Raw genomic sequence first — 14979 nt, 5'->3', positions numbered from 1 at the left:
GCGAGCCGCCCTCACATCACCGCGCCGATCTGCCAGGGCACGAACTCCGCCCCGCCGAAGCCCAGCGCCTCGCTCTTCGTGCGCTCGCCCGAGGCGACGCGCAGGAGGAGCTCGAAGATCTCCTCGCCCTTGGCGGCGACCGGTACGCCCGCGGAGACGATGTCCCCGCAATCGACGTCCATGTCCTCCTCCATGTGCCGGTACATCTCGGTGTTGGTCGCGAGCTTGACGCAGGGCGTCGGCTTGTAGCCGGAGACGGAGCCGCGGCCCGTGGTGAAGGCGACGAGGTTCGCGCCGGACGCGATCTGGCCCGTGACCGAGCAGGGATCGTAGCCGGGGCTGTCCATGTAGACGAAGCCGCTCCGCGTGATCGGCTCGGCGAACCTGTAGACGTCGACGAGCGGCGCCGTGCCCGCCTTCGCCACCGCGCCGAGCGACTTTTCCAGGATGGTCGAGAGCCCGCCGCGCTTGTTGCCCGGGGACGGGTTGTTGTTCATCTCGCCGCCGACCCGCGCGACGTAGTCCTCCCACCAGCCGATGCGCGCCATCAGCTTCTCGCCGACCTCGCGGGAGACGGCGCGGCGGGTGAGCAGATGCTCGGCGCCGTAGATCTCCGGCGTCTCGGAGAGGATCACGGTGGCGCCGTGCCTCACGAGGAGATCGGAGGCCGCCCCGAGGGCCGGGTTCGCGGTGATGCCGGAGAGCCCGTCCGAGCCGCCGCATTGCAGGCCGAGCGTCAGCGCCGAGACCGGCGCCGGCGCGCGCCGCGCCGCATCCGCGACCTGCGCCATCTCCCGCAGCATGGCGAGGCCACGCTCGACGGTCTTGCGGGTGCCGCCGGTCTGCTGGATCGTCATGTAGCGGAAGTTTCCGTCCGGCCGCATGCGGCCCGCGGCGAGGAGGTCGGGCACCTGCATCACCTCGCAGCCGAGCCCGACGAGCAGGATGCCGCCGAAATTCGGGTTCTGCGCATAGCCCCTGAGCGTGCGGTAGAGCGTCTCGTAGCCCTCGTCCTTGCCGGACATGCCGCAGCCGGTTCCGTGCACGATGGGCACGACGCCGTCGACGTTCGTGAAGGCGCGGATCGTCGGGTCCGCCTCCGCGGCCTCCGCGATGAAGCGCGCCACGGAGCCCGAGCAGTTCACGGAGGTGAGGACGCCGAGATAGTTGCGGGTGCCGACCTTGCCGTCCTCGCGGTGGAAGCCCTGGAAGGTGCGGGGCGCCTCGACCGGCGGCAGCGGACGGGCCTCGGTGGCGTAGAGGTGCTCCCGCCGGTTATCGCCCATGCCGAGATTGTGGTCGTGCACGTGCGCGCCCGGCTCGATCGGCCGCGTCGCGGCCCCGATCACCTGGCCGTAGCGCACGGCGTTCTCGCCCTCCCCGATCGGGGCGCAGGCGACCTTGTGGCCGCGCGGGACCGCCTCGCGGATCGGGGCCGGAACGCCCTCGACCGTCGCCCCGGGCGCGAGCGCCTCGAGCGCGATCAGGACGTTGTCGGACGGGTGCAGGCGCAGCACGCTGCCCTTCGGCTCGGTCATCGCCGACGCTCCTCTTCTCGCGGCCGGCCTCGGGCCGCGCCGGCGCGATGCTACAGGCCGCCGCGCGCGCCCTGCAAGGACGCGGATGCCGAGCCGGGCTTGCGCGAACCGCCACGGCGGGCGCGCGATCCGATGAGATCAGGTCGCACGCTCCAGCGCTTCCTCCCTGGAGCATCGTCTCGTCCACCCACCCGATTCCCCTCGGTGGGATGATGCTCTAGGCTCTCCGCCGCCAGACCCCGAACCCGGAGCCGCCCGACGTGAGCGAGCGCACCATCCTCTGCTTCGGCGATTCGAACACGCACGGAGCGATCCCTCTGACGAGCCTCGCCGTGCGGCGGCGCCATCCCCGGGACGTGCGCTGGCCCGGGCGGCTCGAGGCCGCCCTCGGTCCCGGCTACCGGATCGTCGAGGAAGGTCACCCAGGCCGCACCACCGTGCACGACGACCCGATCGAAGGCGCCCACAAGAACGGGCTTTCGGTCCTCCCCGCCCTGCTCGAATCGCACCGGCCGATCGACCTCGTCGTCCTGATGCTCGGAACCAACGACCTGAAGGCGCGCTACTCGGTGACGGCCATGGACATCGCCCTCGCCGTCGAGCGGCTCGCGCTCGTGGTGCGCGCCTCGCCCGCAGGGCCGGACGCGACGCCGCCGGCCCTCCTCCTGGTGGCGCCGGTCCCGATCCTCGAGGCGGGCTGCCTCGCGGAGATCTTCGCCGGCGGCGCGGAGACGAGCCGCGCCCTCGCCCCGCGCCTGCGCGACGTCGCCGAGCGGCTCGGCTGCCCCTTCGTCGACGCCGGGCGGGTCGCCGCGGTCGATCCGCTCGACGGCGTCCATCTGGGCGCGGAAGCTCACGCGGCCATCGCCGACGCGGTCCTGGACGGCGTGCGCACCGCCCTGCCCTGAGCGCGACGATGGATCTCTACAAGGCGTCGGAGCGCCTGATGGCCATGGACGAGGCGGCGTGGGAACGGCACGCCCACCCGATCAGCGTCTATTCGCGCATGATTTTGGGCCTGCCGCTCGCGGTGCTCGCGATCTGGTCGCGCGCCTGGATCGGCTGGTGGGCGCTGGCCGCGCTCGCGGCGGTGGCGCTGTTCGTCTGGGCCAACCCCCGCCTCGCGCCGCGCCCGCGCTCGACCGACACCTGGGCCTCGAAAGCCACTTTCGGCGAGCGCGTGCTCCTCGCCCGCGAGACGATCCCCGTGCCCGCGCATCACGTGCGGATGGCGCACCGCCTCGCCGCGGTCTCGGCCGCGGGCGTGCCCTTCCTGGCGTGGGGCCTGTGGGCGCTCGAACCCTGGCCCACCGCCTTCGGCATGGCGCTGGTCTATGCCGGCAAGCTCTGGTTCCTCGATCGCATGGTGTGGCTCTACGAGGACATGCGGGAGAGGGAGCCGCGCTACGCAGCCTGGCTGCGCTGACCCTCAGCGCCGGTGCATCACGGCGTGCGGGCGCCGCCCACGCGGGCCGGTCGCCGGCCGTGATCCGCCCTCGCCGCGGGCGTAGACGAGCGCCGCGAGCCCCGCGCCGGCGGCGGCGAGGGCGGCGGTGGTGAGCGCCGGGTGCATGACCGCCTCGGTATAGGCGGCCGTGTTCGACGTGTAGGGATAGGTGCTGCGCTCGGCGCCGTCCCGGCCGTGGCGGTAGAGGCTGTCGCCGCTGCGGGGATCGTGCGGCTCGCTCGTCTTCTGCAGCCGCGGCATGACCCGCGCCATGACCCGGTCCGCCATGCGCGGGGCGAGGCTGGAGGCGGCGGCGATCGCTCGCCCGCCGCCGCCGACGACGAGATCGCGCGCGTCGTGCTCGCAGGCGTGGAGGATCGCGCGGGCCACCGTCTCGGGCGCGTAGACCGGCGGCGGGTTCATCGGCGCGCGGTCGAGATAGTTCCTGGCGTGCTCGCGATAGGGCGTGTTGATGGCGGAGGGCTTGATCAGCGTGATCGAGACAGGCGCGTCGATCGCGTCCATCTCCATCCGAAGCGCCTCGGTGAAGCCGCGGATCGCGGACTTGGAGGCCGAATACGGGCCCTGGAGCGGGATGGCGCGATCGCCCAGGACCGAGCCGATGTTGACGATCTTGCCCGGCCCGCGGCGTTTCTCGAAATGCCGCACGGCGGCGAGGCAGCCGTAGACGGTGCCCCAGTAGTTCGTGTCGAACAGCCGACGCATGTCCTCGACGGAGACCTCGTCGATGCGCCCGTAGATGGCCACGCCCGCATTGTTGATCCAGGTGTCGAAACCGCCGTAGGTGCGGATCGCCTGGTCGGCGATGCGGCCGACGTCGCGCTCCTCGCCGACGTCGGCGACGCAGGTCGCCACTCGCGCCCCGCCCTCGCGCAGCTCCCGCGCGAGCCCCTCCAGCGCATCCCCGTTGCGCGCGGCGATCACGAGGTTGGCGCCGTGCGCCGCGAGGCGCCGCGCGGTGACGAGGCCGATGCCGCTCGTGGCGCCGGTGAGGACGATCGTCTGCTCGTCGAGCGGCTTCAGGCGGGTCATGGGGCGTGCTCCTGTCCGTGAGATCGGGACGGGAACGGAGCGCCCGGCGGGAGGTTCCGGGGGCGCGGCGGGAGGCCGCCTCACCGATGCGCCTTCACCCACCCCGCCGCGCGGGCCTCGCGCTCGTCGCAGAACCAGCGCTCGCCCCTGGAGAGATCGATGCGGGTGCGGGCCCAGTCCGGGCTCTCCGGCGTGTGGTAGAGCCGCCGGCCGGAGCGGGAGACGTTGCCCTTGATGACGCAGCCGTTCGGCCCGGCCTCGGCCACGTCGAGCCCGCCGCCGCGGCGGTGCTCCCAGGGCGGGACGGAAGCGCCGGCGAAGACGCCGAGCTCCTCGCGCCGGGCCGCGACCTCCGCCTCGACGTAGCGGTCGCTGTACTCCCGATAGGCGTAGGCGAGCCCCTCGCGCACGAGGACGTGGTTCAGGTTCATCCGGCCGAGCCGGCAGATCGCGACGATGCGCTCGTAGCGGTCGCGGTCGCGCTCCTCGCAGACGAGCCGCTCCCCCGCCGCCAGCTCCGCGAGCCGACGCGTGGCCGCCCGGCCGCAATCGTAGGCGCTGCCGCTCGCGCCGCGGCAGGTCTGGCCCGCCTCCGGCGCGTCGATGCCGAAGAGGCGGATGCGCACGGCGCCCGCGCCGCTGCCGAGGTCGAGCGTGTCGCCGTCGACGATGCGGGAGGCGACGCCCTCGAGCCGGTCGCCCGGCGCGGCGCGGGCGGGCACAACCGTGAGAAGGCAAGCGGCGAGAATCGAGACGACGAGCGGGCGCATGCCCGCGACTTGGCCCGAATCGCCGCCGCTTTACAACTTGCAAACGAAACGCACCCGCCACCCGAGCGCGAGCACGCACCCCGCGGTAGAGCAGCGTCAGCGCAACCGCGCCCCGCTCTCCGGGTCGAACAGGTAGAGCCGTGCCGGGTCCACCCGGACCTCCACCTGCGCTCCGGGCCGCGGCGCGCGCACGCCCTTGGTCTCGACCACCACCCGCTCGCCGTTCGGCGCGTCGCAATGGACGTGGCAATGCCCGCCGAGATTCTCGACGAGATCGACCGTCAGCGCCGTCCCCTCGACGAGCTCGAGGTCCTGCGGGCGAAGCCCCGCCGTGACGACGCCGGAGGCCGGCAGCCGTGCGCCCGTCGAGAGCGTGCGGCCGAGCGCCGGGACGACGACGCCGCCCTCCCCCGCCCGGCCCTCGAGGAAGTTCATCGACGGCGAGCCGATGAAGCCCGCGACGAAGCGGTTGCCCGGATCCTCGTAGAGGGCGAGGGGCGAGCCCACCTGCTCGATGCGCCCGGCGCGCAGCACGACGATCTTGTCGGCGAGCGTCATCGCCTCGACCTGGTCGTGGGTCACGTAGATCATCGTCGCGCCCATGGACTTGTGCAGGTGGGCGAGCTCGACGCGCATCTCCACGCGCAGCTCCGCGTCGAGGTTCGACAGCGGCTCGTCGAACAGGAACACCTTCGGGTCGCGCACGATGGCGCGCCCGATGGCCACGCGCTGGCGCTGGCCGCCCGAGAGCGCCTTCGGCTTGCGATCGAGATAGGGCTCGAGCCGCAGGATGCGCGCCGCCTCGGTCACCCGCTGCGCGATCTCCTGGCGGGGGTGGCCGGTCATCTTGAGGCCGAAGCCCATGTTCTCGGCCACCGTCATGTGCGGATAGAGCGCGTAGGTCTGGAAGACCATGGCGACGCCGCGCTCGGACGGATCTCGACGCGTGACGTCCTCGCCGGCGATGGCGATGGCGCCGTCCGTCGTCTCCTCCAGGCCCGCGATCATGCGCAGCAGCGTCGACTTCCCGCAGCCGGAGGGCCCGACGAAGACGCACAGCTCGCCCTCCTCGACGGCGAGATCGACGCCGTGGATCACCTGCGTCTCGCCGTAGCGCTTCACCACCTGTTGCAGGACCACGCCGGTCATGAGTCGGGCTCCATCGGGATCAGGCCCCGCCGTCGGCGGGGCGATGGTCCGGGCGCGTCGCGCCGGAAAAGGTGTAGGCCGCCGCCTCGCGCGCGACCGCCTGCGCCGTCTCGCGCAGCCGCGGCGCGAACGCCGCGAGGTCCGCGAGGGAATGCCGCAGCGTCGAGGAGGTCACCGACATCGCCCCGAGCGGACGCCCGCTCGCGTCGAGGATCGGGGCGGCCACGCAGATGATCTGCGGCTCGTGCTCCTCGCGATCGAAGGCGACGCTCTCGGCGCGGATCGCGGCGAGCTCGGCGCGCAGGCTCTGCGGGCTCGTGTGCGTGTGCGGCGTGTGGGGGAACCAGCTCTGCTGCGCCAACGCCCGCTCGAGCGCCGGCTCGTCCAGGAAGGCGAGCATCGCCTTGCCGACGCCGGTGCAATAGGCCGGGCCGATCTTGCCGGCGTCCGAGAACATCGGGATCGGGCGCGCCGCGTTGCGCTTGTCGACGTAGAGGACCTGCCCGTTGTCGAGCTTGGCGAGGTGCACCGTCTCGCCGATGGCCCGCGACAGCCGGTCGAGGTGCGCGCGCGCGAGCGGGGCGAGCGTGGTCTGCTGCCAGGAGGCGTGGGCGAGCCGGATCAGCCGCGATCCGAGCGCGTAGGCATGGCTCGCTTCGTCGTAGGCGAGCATCCGCTGCCCGACGAGGGTCTGCAGCAGCCGGTAGAGCGTCGCCTTCGGCAGGTCGCTGCCCGCGAGCAGCTCCGCGAAGCGAACCGGGCGGCCGTAGGCGGCCACCTCGTCGAGCAGCCCCAGCGCCTTTCCGACCGTACCGCCGGCGGGCTTGTCCATCCTCTCGCGTCTCCATCCCCCGGCGCAGGATCGGGACGCGAACGGCCGCCCTGCGCTCTTGTGATTGACAAGCGTAACGACGAGGGGCATCGTTTTCAATAATCAAAACAAGGTTTCAATATGTGAAACCGAGTTCCGGGAGAAAACCAGATGCCCATCGCCAAGACCACCCTCGCCGCCCTCGCCGCCGCGACCATGCTCGTCGGCCTCGCCGGGCCGGCCTCGGCGCAGCAGGAGCCGCTCACCGGGGATCTGCGGATCTTCCTCGACACGTCGAACCCGGCGCCTCGGGCGACGATGGAGGACATGATCGCGCGCTTCCAGGAGATGCATCCGGATCTCGCCATCGAGACCACGATCATCGATCGCGAGGCCTACAAGACCCAGCTGCGCAACTTCCTCTCCGCCAACGCCCCCGACGTCGCCACCTGGCACGCCGGCAACCGCATGGCGCCCTATGTCGAGGCGGGCCTGCTCGAGGACGTCTCGGACCTGTGGGACGAGGAGACCTCGCGCCTCCTCGCATCGAGCAAGGCCTCGATGACGATAGACGGCAAGCAGTGGGGCGTACCGTACACCTACTATCAGTGGGGCGTGTACTATCGCGAGGACTTGTTCCAGCAGTACGGCCTGTCCGAGCCGGAGACCTGGGACCAGTTCAAGGACAACTGCCAGACGCTGCTCGACAACGGCGTCAAGTGCTTCGCCATCGGCACCAAGTTCCTCTGGACCGCCGCCGGCTGGTTCGACTACATCAACCTGCGCACCAACGGCTACGAGTTCCACATGGACCTCACCGCCGGCCGGGTGCCGTGGACCGACGAGCGCGTGCGGGCGACCTTCGCCAATTGGCGCGAGCTCATCGACATGAACGCCTACATCGACAACCACACCTCCTATTCCTGGCAGGAGGCGCTGCCCTTCATGGTCCAGGGCGACGCGGCGATGTACCTGATGGGCAATTTCGTGGTCGCGCCGCTGCGCGAGGCGGGCCTCACGGACGACCAGATCGGCTTCCATCAGTTCCCGGCGATCGACGACAGCATCCCGATGGCCGAGGACGCGCCGACGGACACGTTCCACATCCCCGCCCAGGCGCAGAACAAGGAGGCCGCCCGCGCCTTCCTGCGCTACGTCGTCGATGCGGAGAACCAGTCGATCATCAACGCCCAGCTCGGCCAGCTGCCGATCAACTCGGCTGCGACGATCGAGGACGACGAGTTCCTCGCGGAGGGCTTCGAGATGCTCTCGAACGCGCACGCGCTCGCCCAGTTCTTCGATCGCGACGCGCCGGCCGAGATGGCGAAGGCCGGCATGGAGGGCTTCCAGGAGTTCATGGTCCGCCCGGACAACCTGGACGCCATCCTCCAGCGGCTCGAGCGCGTGCGCCAGCGGGTGTACTGAGCCGGCTCGCCTGCCGTCCCGGGCCGCGAAAGCGGACCCGGGACCCAGATCCTCCATCGGCTCTCTCGCGGCGTTCACGCCGCGTCGCGGAACCGCCGATGGAGGGAGCCGCCGGTGGGGGACCGCGATGCGGCCTTTCCGGGCCGCAAGGAGCACGTCCGCTGTTCCGGGTCCCGGGTCGCCTTCGGCGCCCGGGACGACCTCCGAGCCGCCCGCCCCCCTCGTCCGCCGCACCGCTCCGGGAGTGATCCGATGGTCGCCGTCGCGACGCCGCCGAAGGAAGCCGCGCGCAAGGCCGAGGCGCCCACGGCCTTCGGCGGCTACTGGCGGCGCAATCAGCTCAAGCTCGCGCCCTGGCTGTTCCTCGCGCCCGGCGCGGCGATGTTCCTGCTCTACGTGATCTTTCCCATCGTCCAGTCCTTCCAGATCTCGTTCTACGAGTGGGACGGGCTCGGGGCGAAGGAATGGGTGGGCCTGCGCAATTACGAGGAGCTCTGGTGGGACGACGCGTTCTACACCTCGCTGCGCAACAACGTGATCTGGCTGGTGCTCTACCTGCTCGCCATCCCGGCCGGACTGTTCATCGCCTTGTTCTTGAACCAGACCGTCGCCGGCATCCGGATCTACAAGTCGCTGTTCTTCTTTCCCTTCGTGATCAGTCAGGTCGTCGTCGGCCTCGTCTTCGCCTGGTTCTACGATCCGACCTTCGGCCTGTTCAACGAGCTCCTCGGCGTGTTCGGGCTGGGCCCCGTCGCGGTGCTGGGCGACCCGGACCTGGTCACCTACGGCATCATCGCCGCGGGGCTCTGGCCGCAGACGGCCTATTGCATGATCCTCTATCTCACGGGCCTCAACGCGGTCGATCCCGAGCAGATCGAGGCCGGGCGGCTCGACGGCGCCAAGGGCTGGCGGATGCTCTGGTACGTCGTGCTGCCGCAGCTGCGTCCCGCGACCTTCATCGCCTTCGTCGTGACCATCATCGGCGCGCTGCGCTCCTTCGACCTCGTGTCGGTGATGACCGCCGGCGGCCCCTTCGGCGAGAGCCGGGTGCTCGCCTACTACATGTTCGAGGTGGCGCTGTCCGAATACGGCTTCCGCATGGGCTACGGGGCGGCGATCGCGGTGGTGCTGTTCCTGATCATGATGATCTACATCGCCTTCTTCCTCACCAAGATGTATCGCGACGAGAAGGGGGTGTGATGAGCGGACCCCTTCGCCAGCGCGTCGCCGCGATCTGCGAGAGCCTCCCCGGGGCCGAGGCCTCCGATCCGTGGGGCGGCGGGCACGAGGCCTGGAAGGTGGGCGACAAGATGTTCGCCTGCTTCGGCTCGGTCACGCCCGGCGTCGCCGTGAAGTGCGCCGACGTCGAGACGGCGCAGATGCTGATCGAGGCGGGGGTGGGCGCGCGGGCGCCGTACTTCCACCGCTCCTGGCTGCTGCTCCCGGAAGACGTCGCGCAGGACGAGCTCGCGCACCGCATCGCGATCTCCTACGACCTCGTGCGCGCCAAGCTGCCGAAGAGGGTGAGCGCGGCCCTGCCCGCGCGGGAGGGCGCCTGACATGTTCCCCACCCCCGTCCAGAAGGCCTCGCCGGCCGCGCGCCTCTCCTATCAGGCGCTCTTGCCGTTCGCGCTGATCCTGTGGCTGCTGCCGCTGATCGCGGTCGCGATCTTCTCCATCCGCCCGGACGCGGACTTCGCCAACGCGAACTATTGGGGCTGGCCGTCTTCCTTCGACTTCGTCGAGAATTACGGCGCGGTGTTCTTCCAGTCGGACATGCCGCGCTACCTGCTCAATTCCGTGCTGATCACCGTTCCGACCGTGATCGGCGCGGTCGGGCTCGCCTGCATGACGGGCTTCGCGCTCGGCGTGTACAAGTTCAAGGCGAACCTCGCGGTGTTCTTCGTCTTCGTCGCCGGCAACTTCGTGCCCTTCCAGATCCTGATGGTGCCGGTGCGCGAGCTCACCCTCGGCCTCGGGCTCTACGACACCAAGACCGGGCTCGTGCTCTTCCACGTCGCCTTCCAGGCGGGGTTCTGCACGTTGTTCATGAGGAACTTCATCCGTGCGCTGCCCCGCGAGCTGATCGAGGCGGCGCGGGTGGAGGGCGTCTCCGAGATCCGGATCTTCTGGTACGTGGTGCTGCCCCTGATGCGTCCGGCCATCGCGGCGCTTTCGGTGCTGATCTTCACCTTCGTCTGGAACGATTACTTCTGGGCGATCGTGCTCACCCAGGGCGTCGACTCGCAGCCGGTGACGGCGGGGATCACGGCGTTCAACTCGCAATATCGCGCCGCCTATCACCTGATGAGCGCCGGCTCGATCGTGGCCGCGCTGCCGCCGGTCCTGATGTTCTTCCTGATGCAGCGCCACTTCATCGCCGGCCTGACGCTCGGAGCCGTGAAATGAGGCATGTCTGGCGTCTCGACACGCCGGCGCAGACGCTCGTTCTGGCGAGCCGCGAGGGCGGCCTGCCGGAGGTCGCCCATTGGGGTGCGCCCCTCCCGGCGGACGAGGAATGCGCGGCGCTCGCCGCCGCGTTGCTGCCGCTCGAGGTGACCGGCGGCATGCGCGACGTGCGCGCGCCGCTGACAATCTGCCCGCTCGCCGGCGACGGGACCTCGGGCGTGCTCGGCGCGGATCTCGGGTCGGCCGCCCCGCGCCTCGCGCTGGAGGACGTGGCCTACGAGGAAGGCCGGCGGCTGGACGCCGTCTTTGCGGGCGACGGGGTGCGCTACACGCTGAGCGTCGAGGCCGACGCGGAAACGGACGTGCTCGTCCTCTCGGCCCGCATCCAGGGCGCGCGCGTACGCTTCCTCGCCGCGCCTGCCCTCCCCGGCCCGCCGACGGGCGCGGCGGCGATCGCCTTCGGCGGCCGCTGGATCGGCGAGTTCCGGCGCCGGGAGCTCGCCTGGGAGGCCGGGCCGCACGCCGTCGAGGTGCGCGAGGGGCGCACCTCGCACGAGGCCTATCCGGGCCTGCTGATGCCCGCGGGGCCGTTGCGCAACAGCGAGGGCGAGGTCTTCGCCCTGACGCTCGGCCAATCGACCGGCCACCGGCTCGTGGCCGAGACGCTCGCCGACGGGCGCCGCCAGGTGCTCATCGGCCCGATGCTGCATCCCGACGGCGCGGAGGACGTCGTCGCCGGGCCGCTCTACGTCACCCGGTCGGCGCAGGGCGTGAACGGCGTCACCGACGCCTTCCACCGTCACCTGCGCCGACGCGTCGTGCGTTTCCCCGATCCCGCGCGGCCCCGGCCGGTCCACGCCAACAGCTGGGAGGCGGTCTATTTCCGCCACGACGTCGCCGAGCTCCAGGCGATCGCGACCCGCGCCGCCGCGCTCGGCGCCGAGCGCTTCGTCCTCGACGACGGCTGGTTCAAAGGCCGGAACGACGACACGACGAGCCTCGGTGACTGGGAGGTCGACCGGGCGAAATACCCGGACGGGCTCGACCCGCTGATCGCGCATGTCCGCGCGCTGGGGATGACCTTCGGCCTGTGGGTCGAGCCGGAGATGGCGAGCCCGGATTCCGATCTCGCCCGGGCGCATCCGGACTGGATACTGGGACCGCCGGACCAGCCGCTCGCGCGCCATCAGCTCGTCCTCGACGTCGCCCGGGAGGAGGTGTGCGATCACCTGTTCGCGCGGCTCGACGCGCTGCTCGCCGCCCACGACATCGACTACTTGAAATGGGATCACAACCGCGCCCTCCCCGGCCCGGACCACCGGCAGGCGCAGGGCTTCACCGCGCTCGTCGAGCGCCTGCGCGCCGCGCACCCGCATGTCGAGATCGAGAGCTGCGCTTCGGGCGGCGGGCGGCTCGACTGGGGGGCGCTCGCGCGCACGCAGCGGGTCTGGCTGTCGGATTCGAACGACGCGCTGGAGCGCCTGCGCATCCAGCACGAGGCCCTGCCCTTCCTCGTTCCGGAGGTCACCGGCAGCCATGTCGGCCCGCGCACCTGCCACACCTCCGGCCGCACCTTGCCCATGAGCCTCCGCGCCTGGACCGCGGCGCAGCGCCATCTCGGCTTCGAGATGGATCCACGCTCCCTCGATTCGGGGGAGGCGGAGACGCTCGCGCGGGTCGTCTGCTGGTGGAAGGGGCGGCGCGACTGGCTGATGCCGGCGCGGCGGCTGCGGCTCGACACGGACGACCCGGCTCGCCTCGCCGAGCTGGCGATCGCGCCCGATGGCGACCGGTTCGCCCTGTGGCTCGCGCAGCTCGGGGCGCCGGCGCGAATTCTCCCGTCCCGCCTGCGCCTCCTGGGCCTGGAGCCCGCGGCCCGCTATCGGCTATGGCTCGCGAATCCCGAGGACGTCTCGCCGCTGTCCCGCGGCGACCACCCCCTGAAGGGGGGGCGCGCGATCGAGATGTCGGGCGCGGCGCTGACGGGCGCGGGTCTCGCGCCGCCGCTGCAGGGACCCGAGAGCGTCCTCGTCGTCGAAGGAGAGCGTCTGCCATGAGCGAAGCGACCGCCGTCTATCCCGACCTGAAGGGCGCCTCGGTCTTCGTCACAGGCGGCGGCTCCGGCATCGGGGCTGCGATCACGGAGGGCTTCCTGCGCCAGGGCGCGAAGGTCGCCTTCGTCCAGCGCTCGGACGCCGCCGCCTTCTGCGAGGCGATGGAGCGCGAGACCGGCACGCGCCCGCTCTTCATCCGCTGCGACCTCACCGACGTCGCCGCGCTCGAGGCGGCGGTCGCCGAGGCCTCAGCCGCGCACGGGCCCGTGACGGCGCTCGTGAGCAACGCCGCCAACGATGCGCGCCACACCACCGAAGAGATGACGGTCGAGGCCTGGGACGCCAACCAGGCGATCAACCTGCGCCCCTATTTCTTCGCGACGAAGGCGGTCGCGCCCGGCATGCGCGCGGCCGGCGGCGGCGCGATCGTCAACATGTCGTCCATCAGCTACATGATGGGGAATGCCGGCTACCCGGCCTATGTCGCCGCCAATGCCGCGATCACGGGCCTGACCCGGGCGCATGCCCGCGAGCTCGGGCCGGACCGCATCCGCGTCAACGCCCTGATGCCGGGCTGGGTGCTGACGGAGCGGCAGCGGCGGCTGTGGGCGACGCCCGACGACCTCGCCGCCCATCTCGACAAGCAGTGCCTGAAGGCGCATCTCTCGCCTGAGGACATCGTCGGCGGCGTGCTCTTCCTCGCCTCGAAGGCGAGCCGCATGATGACAGGCCAGGCGCTCGTGATCGACGGCGGGGTGGTGGTGACCGGATGAGCCAGGAGCTCCATGACGGCTTCGCGGACTGGATCGCCCTCGACTGGGGCACCACGCATCTGCGCGGCTGGGCGATGGTCGGCGAGACCGTGATCGGCGAGATCCGCTCGGAGGCGGGCATGAACGCGCTCGCCGACCGCGACGCCTTCGAGCAGGCGCTGTTCGAGGCCATCGGGCCGTGGGTTCCGATCGATGACGGCGCGAGAAAGCTTTCCGTCGTCGCCTGCGGCATGGTCGGCGCGCGCCAGGGCTGGCGCGAGGCGTCCTACCTGCGGGTCCCGACGGCGCCGCGCGGCGAAGCGCGGTACGTGCCCACCATGCTCGACTTCGTCGACGTCGCGATCCTCCCCGGCGTCGCCCAGGACGACCCGCCCGACGTGATGCGGGGCGAGGAGACGCAGATCGCCGGCCTCCTCGCCGCCGAGCCCGATTTCGAGGGCCTCGTCTGCCTGCCCGGCACGCACACGAAATGGGCGCGCATCGCCGACGGGCGCATCGAGGCTTTCCGTACGGCGATGACGGGCGAGCTGTTCGATCTCCTCTCCACCCGCTCCGTGCTGCGCCACAGCGTCGACCCGTACTGGGACGAGGGCCTCTTCGCCGCGGCCGTCGTCGAGGGCGCGGCCGCACCCGAGACCCTGCCCGTGGCGCTCTTCGGCATCCGCGCGGGTCAGCTGCTCGAAGGCGCGATCGCCGGCGAGTGCCGGGCGCGGCTCTCCGGGCTTCTCATCGGCGCGGAGCTCGCCGCGATCGCTTCCCTGCGCGAGGGGGTCGCCGCGGTGCGGATCATCGGCGCGCCGGCTTTGGCGGACCATTACGCGAAGGCGCTCGGCGCGCTCGGCCAGGGCGCCATCCTCCACGACGGGGCCGAGACCACCCGCGCCGGCCTCCTCGCCGCCTACCGGGAGATCGGCCGATGCTTCTGAACGTGCGTCCGCTCATCGCCATCCTGCGCGGGATCACGCCGGAGGAGGCCGCACCCGTGGCGCGCGCGCTCGTCGCCGCCGGCGTCGCGCGCATCGAGGTCCCGCTCAACTCGCCCTCCCCGCTCGCCTCGGTCCGCGCCATGATCGAGGCCGTCGGCGACGATGCCGCGATCGGGGCCGGGACGGTGCTGACGCCCGACGACGTCCGCGCCGTCGCGGAGACGGGCGCGACCTTCGTGGTCTCGCCGAATACCGACGCGGCGGTCATCAGCGAGACCAAGCGCCTCGGCCTGTCGAGCTATCCCGGCGCCTTCACGCCGAGCGAATGCTTCGCCGCTCTCAAGGCGGGCGCGGACGGGCTGAAGATCTTCCCCGCCTCGCTGATGGGGCCGGCGGGCCTCGCGGCCCTGCGCGCCGTCCTTCCGGCCGGCACGCGCGTCTACGCGGTCGGCGGCGCGGGGGCGAACGATTTCGCCGCCTGGCTCGCCGCCGGCGCCGACGGCTTCGGGATCGGCTCGGCGCTCTACAAGCCCGGCCTCGAAGCGGACGCGGTCGCGGCGCGGGCGCGCGCGATCGTGACGGCCTACGACGCGGCGGCGGCGCGCTGACCCCCTGTCTCACCGG

15 protein-coding genes are annotated in these 14979 nt (G+C 71.6%); 10 read left to right on the top strand and 5 right to left on the bottom strand.

Going from position 1 to position 14979, the window contains the following annotated elements:
• Nucleotides 1-11: 11 nt before the first annotated feature.
• Nucleotides 12-1538, bottom strand: a complete 1527-nt coding sequence (locus ABL310_RS09390) for an altronate dehydratase family protein (RefSeq protein ID WP_349371410.1) — start codon at nucleotides 1536-1538, stop codon at nucleotides 12-14.
• A 260-nt stretch (nucleotides 1539-1798) separates the two neighbouring features.
• Between ABL310_RS09390 and ABL310_RS09385 the strand changes: the two genes are divergently transcribed.
• Together ABL310_RS09385 and ABL310_RS09380 are read left to right on the top strand one after the other, a co-directional pair.
• Nucleotides 1799-2446 carry an SGNH/GDSL hydrolase family protein gene (locus ABL310_RS09385; RefSeq protein ID WP_349371409.1) on the top strand — a complete coding sequence of 216 codons (648 nt, stop codon included), beginning with the start codon at nucleotides 1799-1801 and terminating at the stop codon, nucleotides 2444-2446.
• Nucleotides 2447-2454: 8 nt separating this feature from the next.
• On the top strand, nucleotides 2455-2964 hold the full coding sequence (locus tag ABL310_RS09380) for a DUF6653 family protein (protein WP_349371408.1): 510 nt from the start codon (nucleotides 2455-2457) through the stop codon (nucleotides 2962-2964).
• Between the two features lie 3 nt (nucleotides 2965-2967).
• Here the strand turns inward: ABL310_RS09380 and ABL310_RS09375 are convergent, their stop codons facing one another.
• The 4 genes from ABL310_RS09375 to ABL310_RS09360 form a co-directional block, all read right to left on the bottom strand.
• Nucleotides 2968-4038, bottom strand: coding sequence for an SDR family oxidoreductase (locus ABL310_RS09375; RefSeq protein WP_349371407.1), 1071 nt, complete (start codon nucleotides 4036-4038; stop codon nucleotides 2968-2970).
• Nucleotides 4039-4118: 80 nt separating this feature from the next.
• Nucleotides 4119-4808, bottom strand: a complete 690-nt coding sequence (locus ABL310_RS09370; RefSeq protein ID WP_349371406.1) for a thermonuclease family protein — start codon at nucleotides 4806-4808, stop codon at nucleotides 4119-4121.
• Nucleotides 4809-4904: 96 nt separating this feature from the next.
• On the bottom strand, nucleotides 4905-5957 hold the full coding sequence (locus tag ABL310_RS09365; protein WP_349371405.1) for a sn-glycerol-3-phosphate ABC transporter ATP-binding protein UgpC: 1053 nt from the start codon (nucleotides 5955-5957) through the stop codon (nucleotides 4905-4907).
• Nucleotides 5958-5976: 19 nt separating this feature from the next.
• Nucleotides 5977-6789 carry an IclR family transcriptional regulator gene (locus tag ABL310_RS09360; protein WP_349371404.1) on the bottom strand — a complete coding sequence of 271 codons (813 nt, stop codon included), beginning with the start codon at nucleotides 6787-6789 and terminating at the stop codon, nucleotides 5977-5979.
• Nucleotides 6790-6939: 150 nt separating this feature from the next.
• On the opposite strand from ABL310_RS09360, the gene ABL310_RS09355 reads away from it, so the two are divergent.
• The 8 genes from ABL310_RS09355 to ABL310_RS09320 all read left to right on the top strand — a co-directional run bounded on the left by ABL310_RS09355 (nucleotide 6940) and on the right by ABL310_RS09320 (nucleotide 14963).
• The gene (locus ABL310_RS09355; RefSeq protein ID WP_349371403.1) at nucleotides 6940-8193 is read left to right on the top strand and encodes an extracellular solute-binding protein; all 1254 of its coding nucleotides are present in this window, start codon (nucleotides 6940-6942) and stop codon (nucleotides 8191-8193) included.
• Nucleotides 8194-8445: 252 nt separating this feature from the next.
• Nucleotides 8446-9393 (top strand): sugar ABC transporter permease, encoded by a 948-nt coding sequence (locus ABL310_RS09350; RefSeq protein ID WP_349371402.1) that lies wholly within the window; start codon nucleotides 8446-8448, stop codon nucleotides 9391-9393.
• Nucleotides 9393-9752, top strand: a complete 360-nt coding sequence (locus ABL310_RS09345) for an MmcQ/YjbR family DNA-binding protein (RefSeq protein ID WP_349371401.1) — start codon at nucleotides 9393-9395, stop codon at nucleotides 9750-9752. The genes ABL310_RS09350 and ABL310_RS09345 overlap by 1 nt, the downstream gene beginning before the upstream one ends.
• 1 nt (nucleotide 9753) lies before the next feature.
• The gene (locus tag ABL310_RS09340; protein WP_349371400.1) at nucleotides 9754-10602 is read left to right on the top strand and encodes a carbohydrate ABC transporter permease; all 849 of its coding nucleotides are present in this window, start codon (nucleotides 9754-9756) and stop codon (nucleotides 10600-10602) included.
• Entirely contained in the window at nucleotides 10599-12659 is a 2061-nt protein-coding gene (locus ABL310_RS09335) for an alpha-galactosidase (RefSeq protein ID WP_349371399.1), read from the top strand. The genes ABL310_RS09340 and ABL310_RS09335 overlap by 4 nt, the downstream gene beginning before the upstream one ends.
• Nucleotides 12656-13429 carry an SDR family oxidoreductase gene (locus tag ABL310_RS09330; RefSeq protein WP_349371398.1) on the top strand — a complete coding sequence of 258 codons (774 nt, stop codon included), beginning with the start codon at nucleotides 12656-12658 and terminating at the stop codon, nucleotides 13427-13429. The genes ABL310_RS09335 and ABL310_RS09330 overlap by 4 nt, the downstream gene beginning before the upstream one ends.
• Nucleotides 13426-14355 carry a 2-dehydro-3-deoxygalactonokinase gene (locus ABL310_RS09325; protein ID WP_349371397.1) on the top strand — a complete coding sequence of 310 codons (930 nt, stop codon included), beginning with the start codon at nucleotides 13426-13428 and terminating at the stop codon, nucleotides 14353-14355. Before ABL310_RS09330 ends, ABL310_RS09325 begins: the two co-directional genes overlap by 4 nt.
• Nucleotides 14346-14963, top strand: coding sequence for a 2-dehydro-3-deoxy-6-phosphogalactonate aldolase (locus ABL310_RS09320; RefSeq protein WP_349371396.1), 618 nt, complete (start codon nucleotides 14346-14348; stop codon nucleotides 14961-14963). The genes ABL310_RS09325 and ABL310_RS09320 overlap by 10 nt, the downstream gene beginning before the upstream one ends.
• Nucleotides 14964-14979 lie beyond the last annotated feature (16 nt).

Origin of the sequence: Salinarimonas sp. (genome assembly GCF_040111675.1) — a bacterium.
Taxonomy (GTDB): domain Bacteria; phylum Pseudomonadota; class Alphaproteobacteria; order Rhizobiales; family Beijerinckiaceae; genus Salinarimonas.
This window is presented reverse-complemented; position numbering and strand designations above follow the sequence as displayed.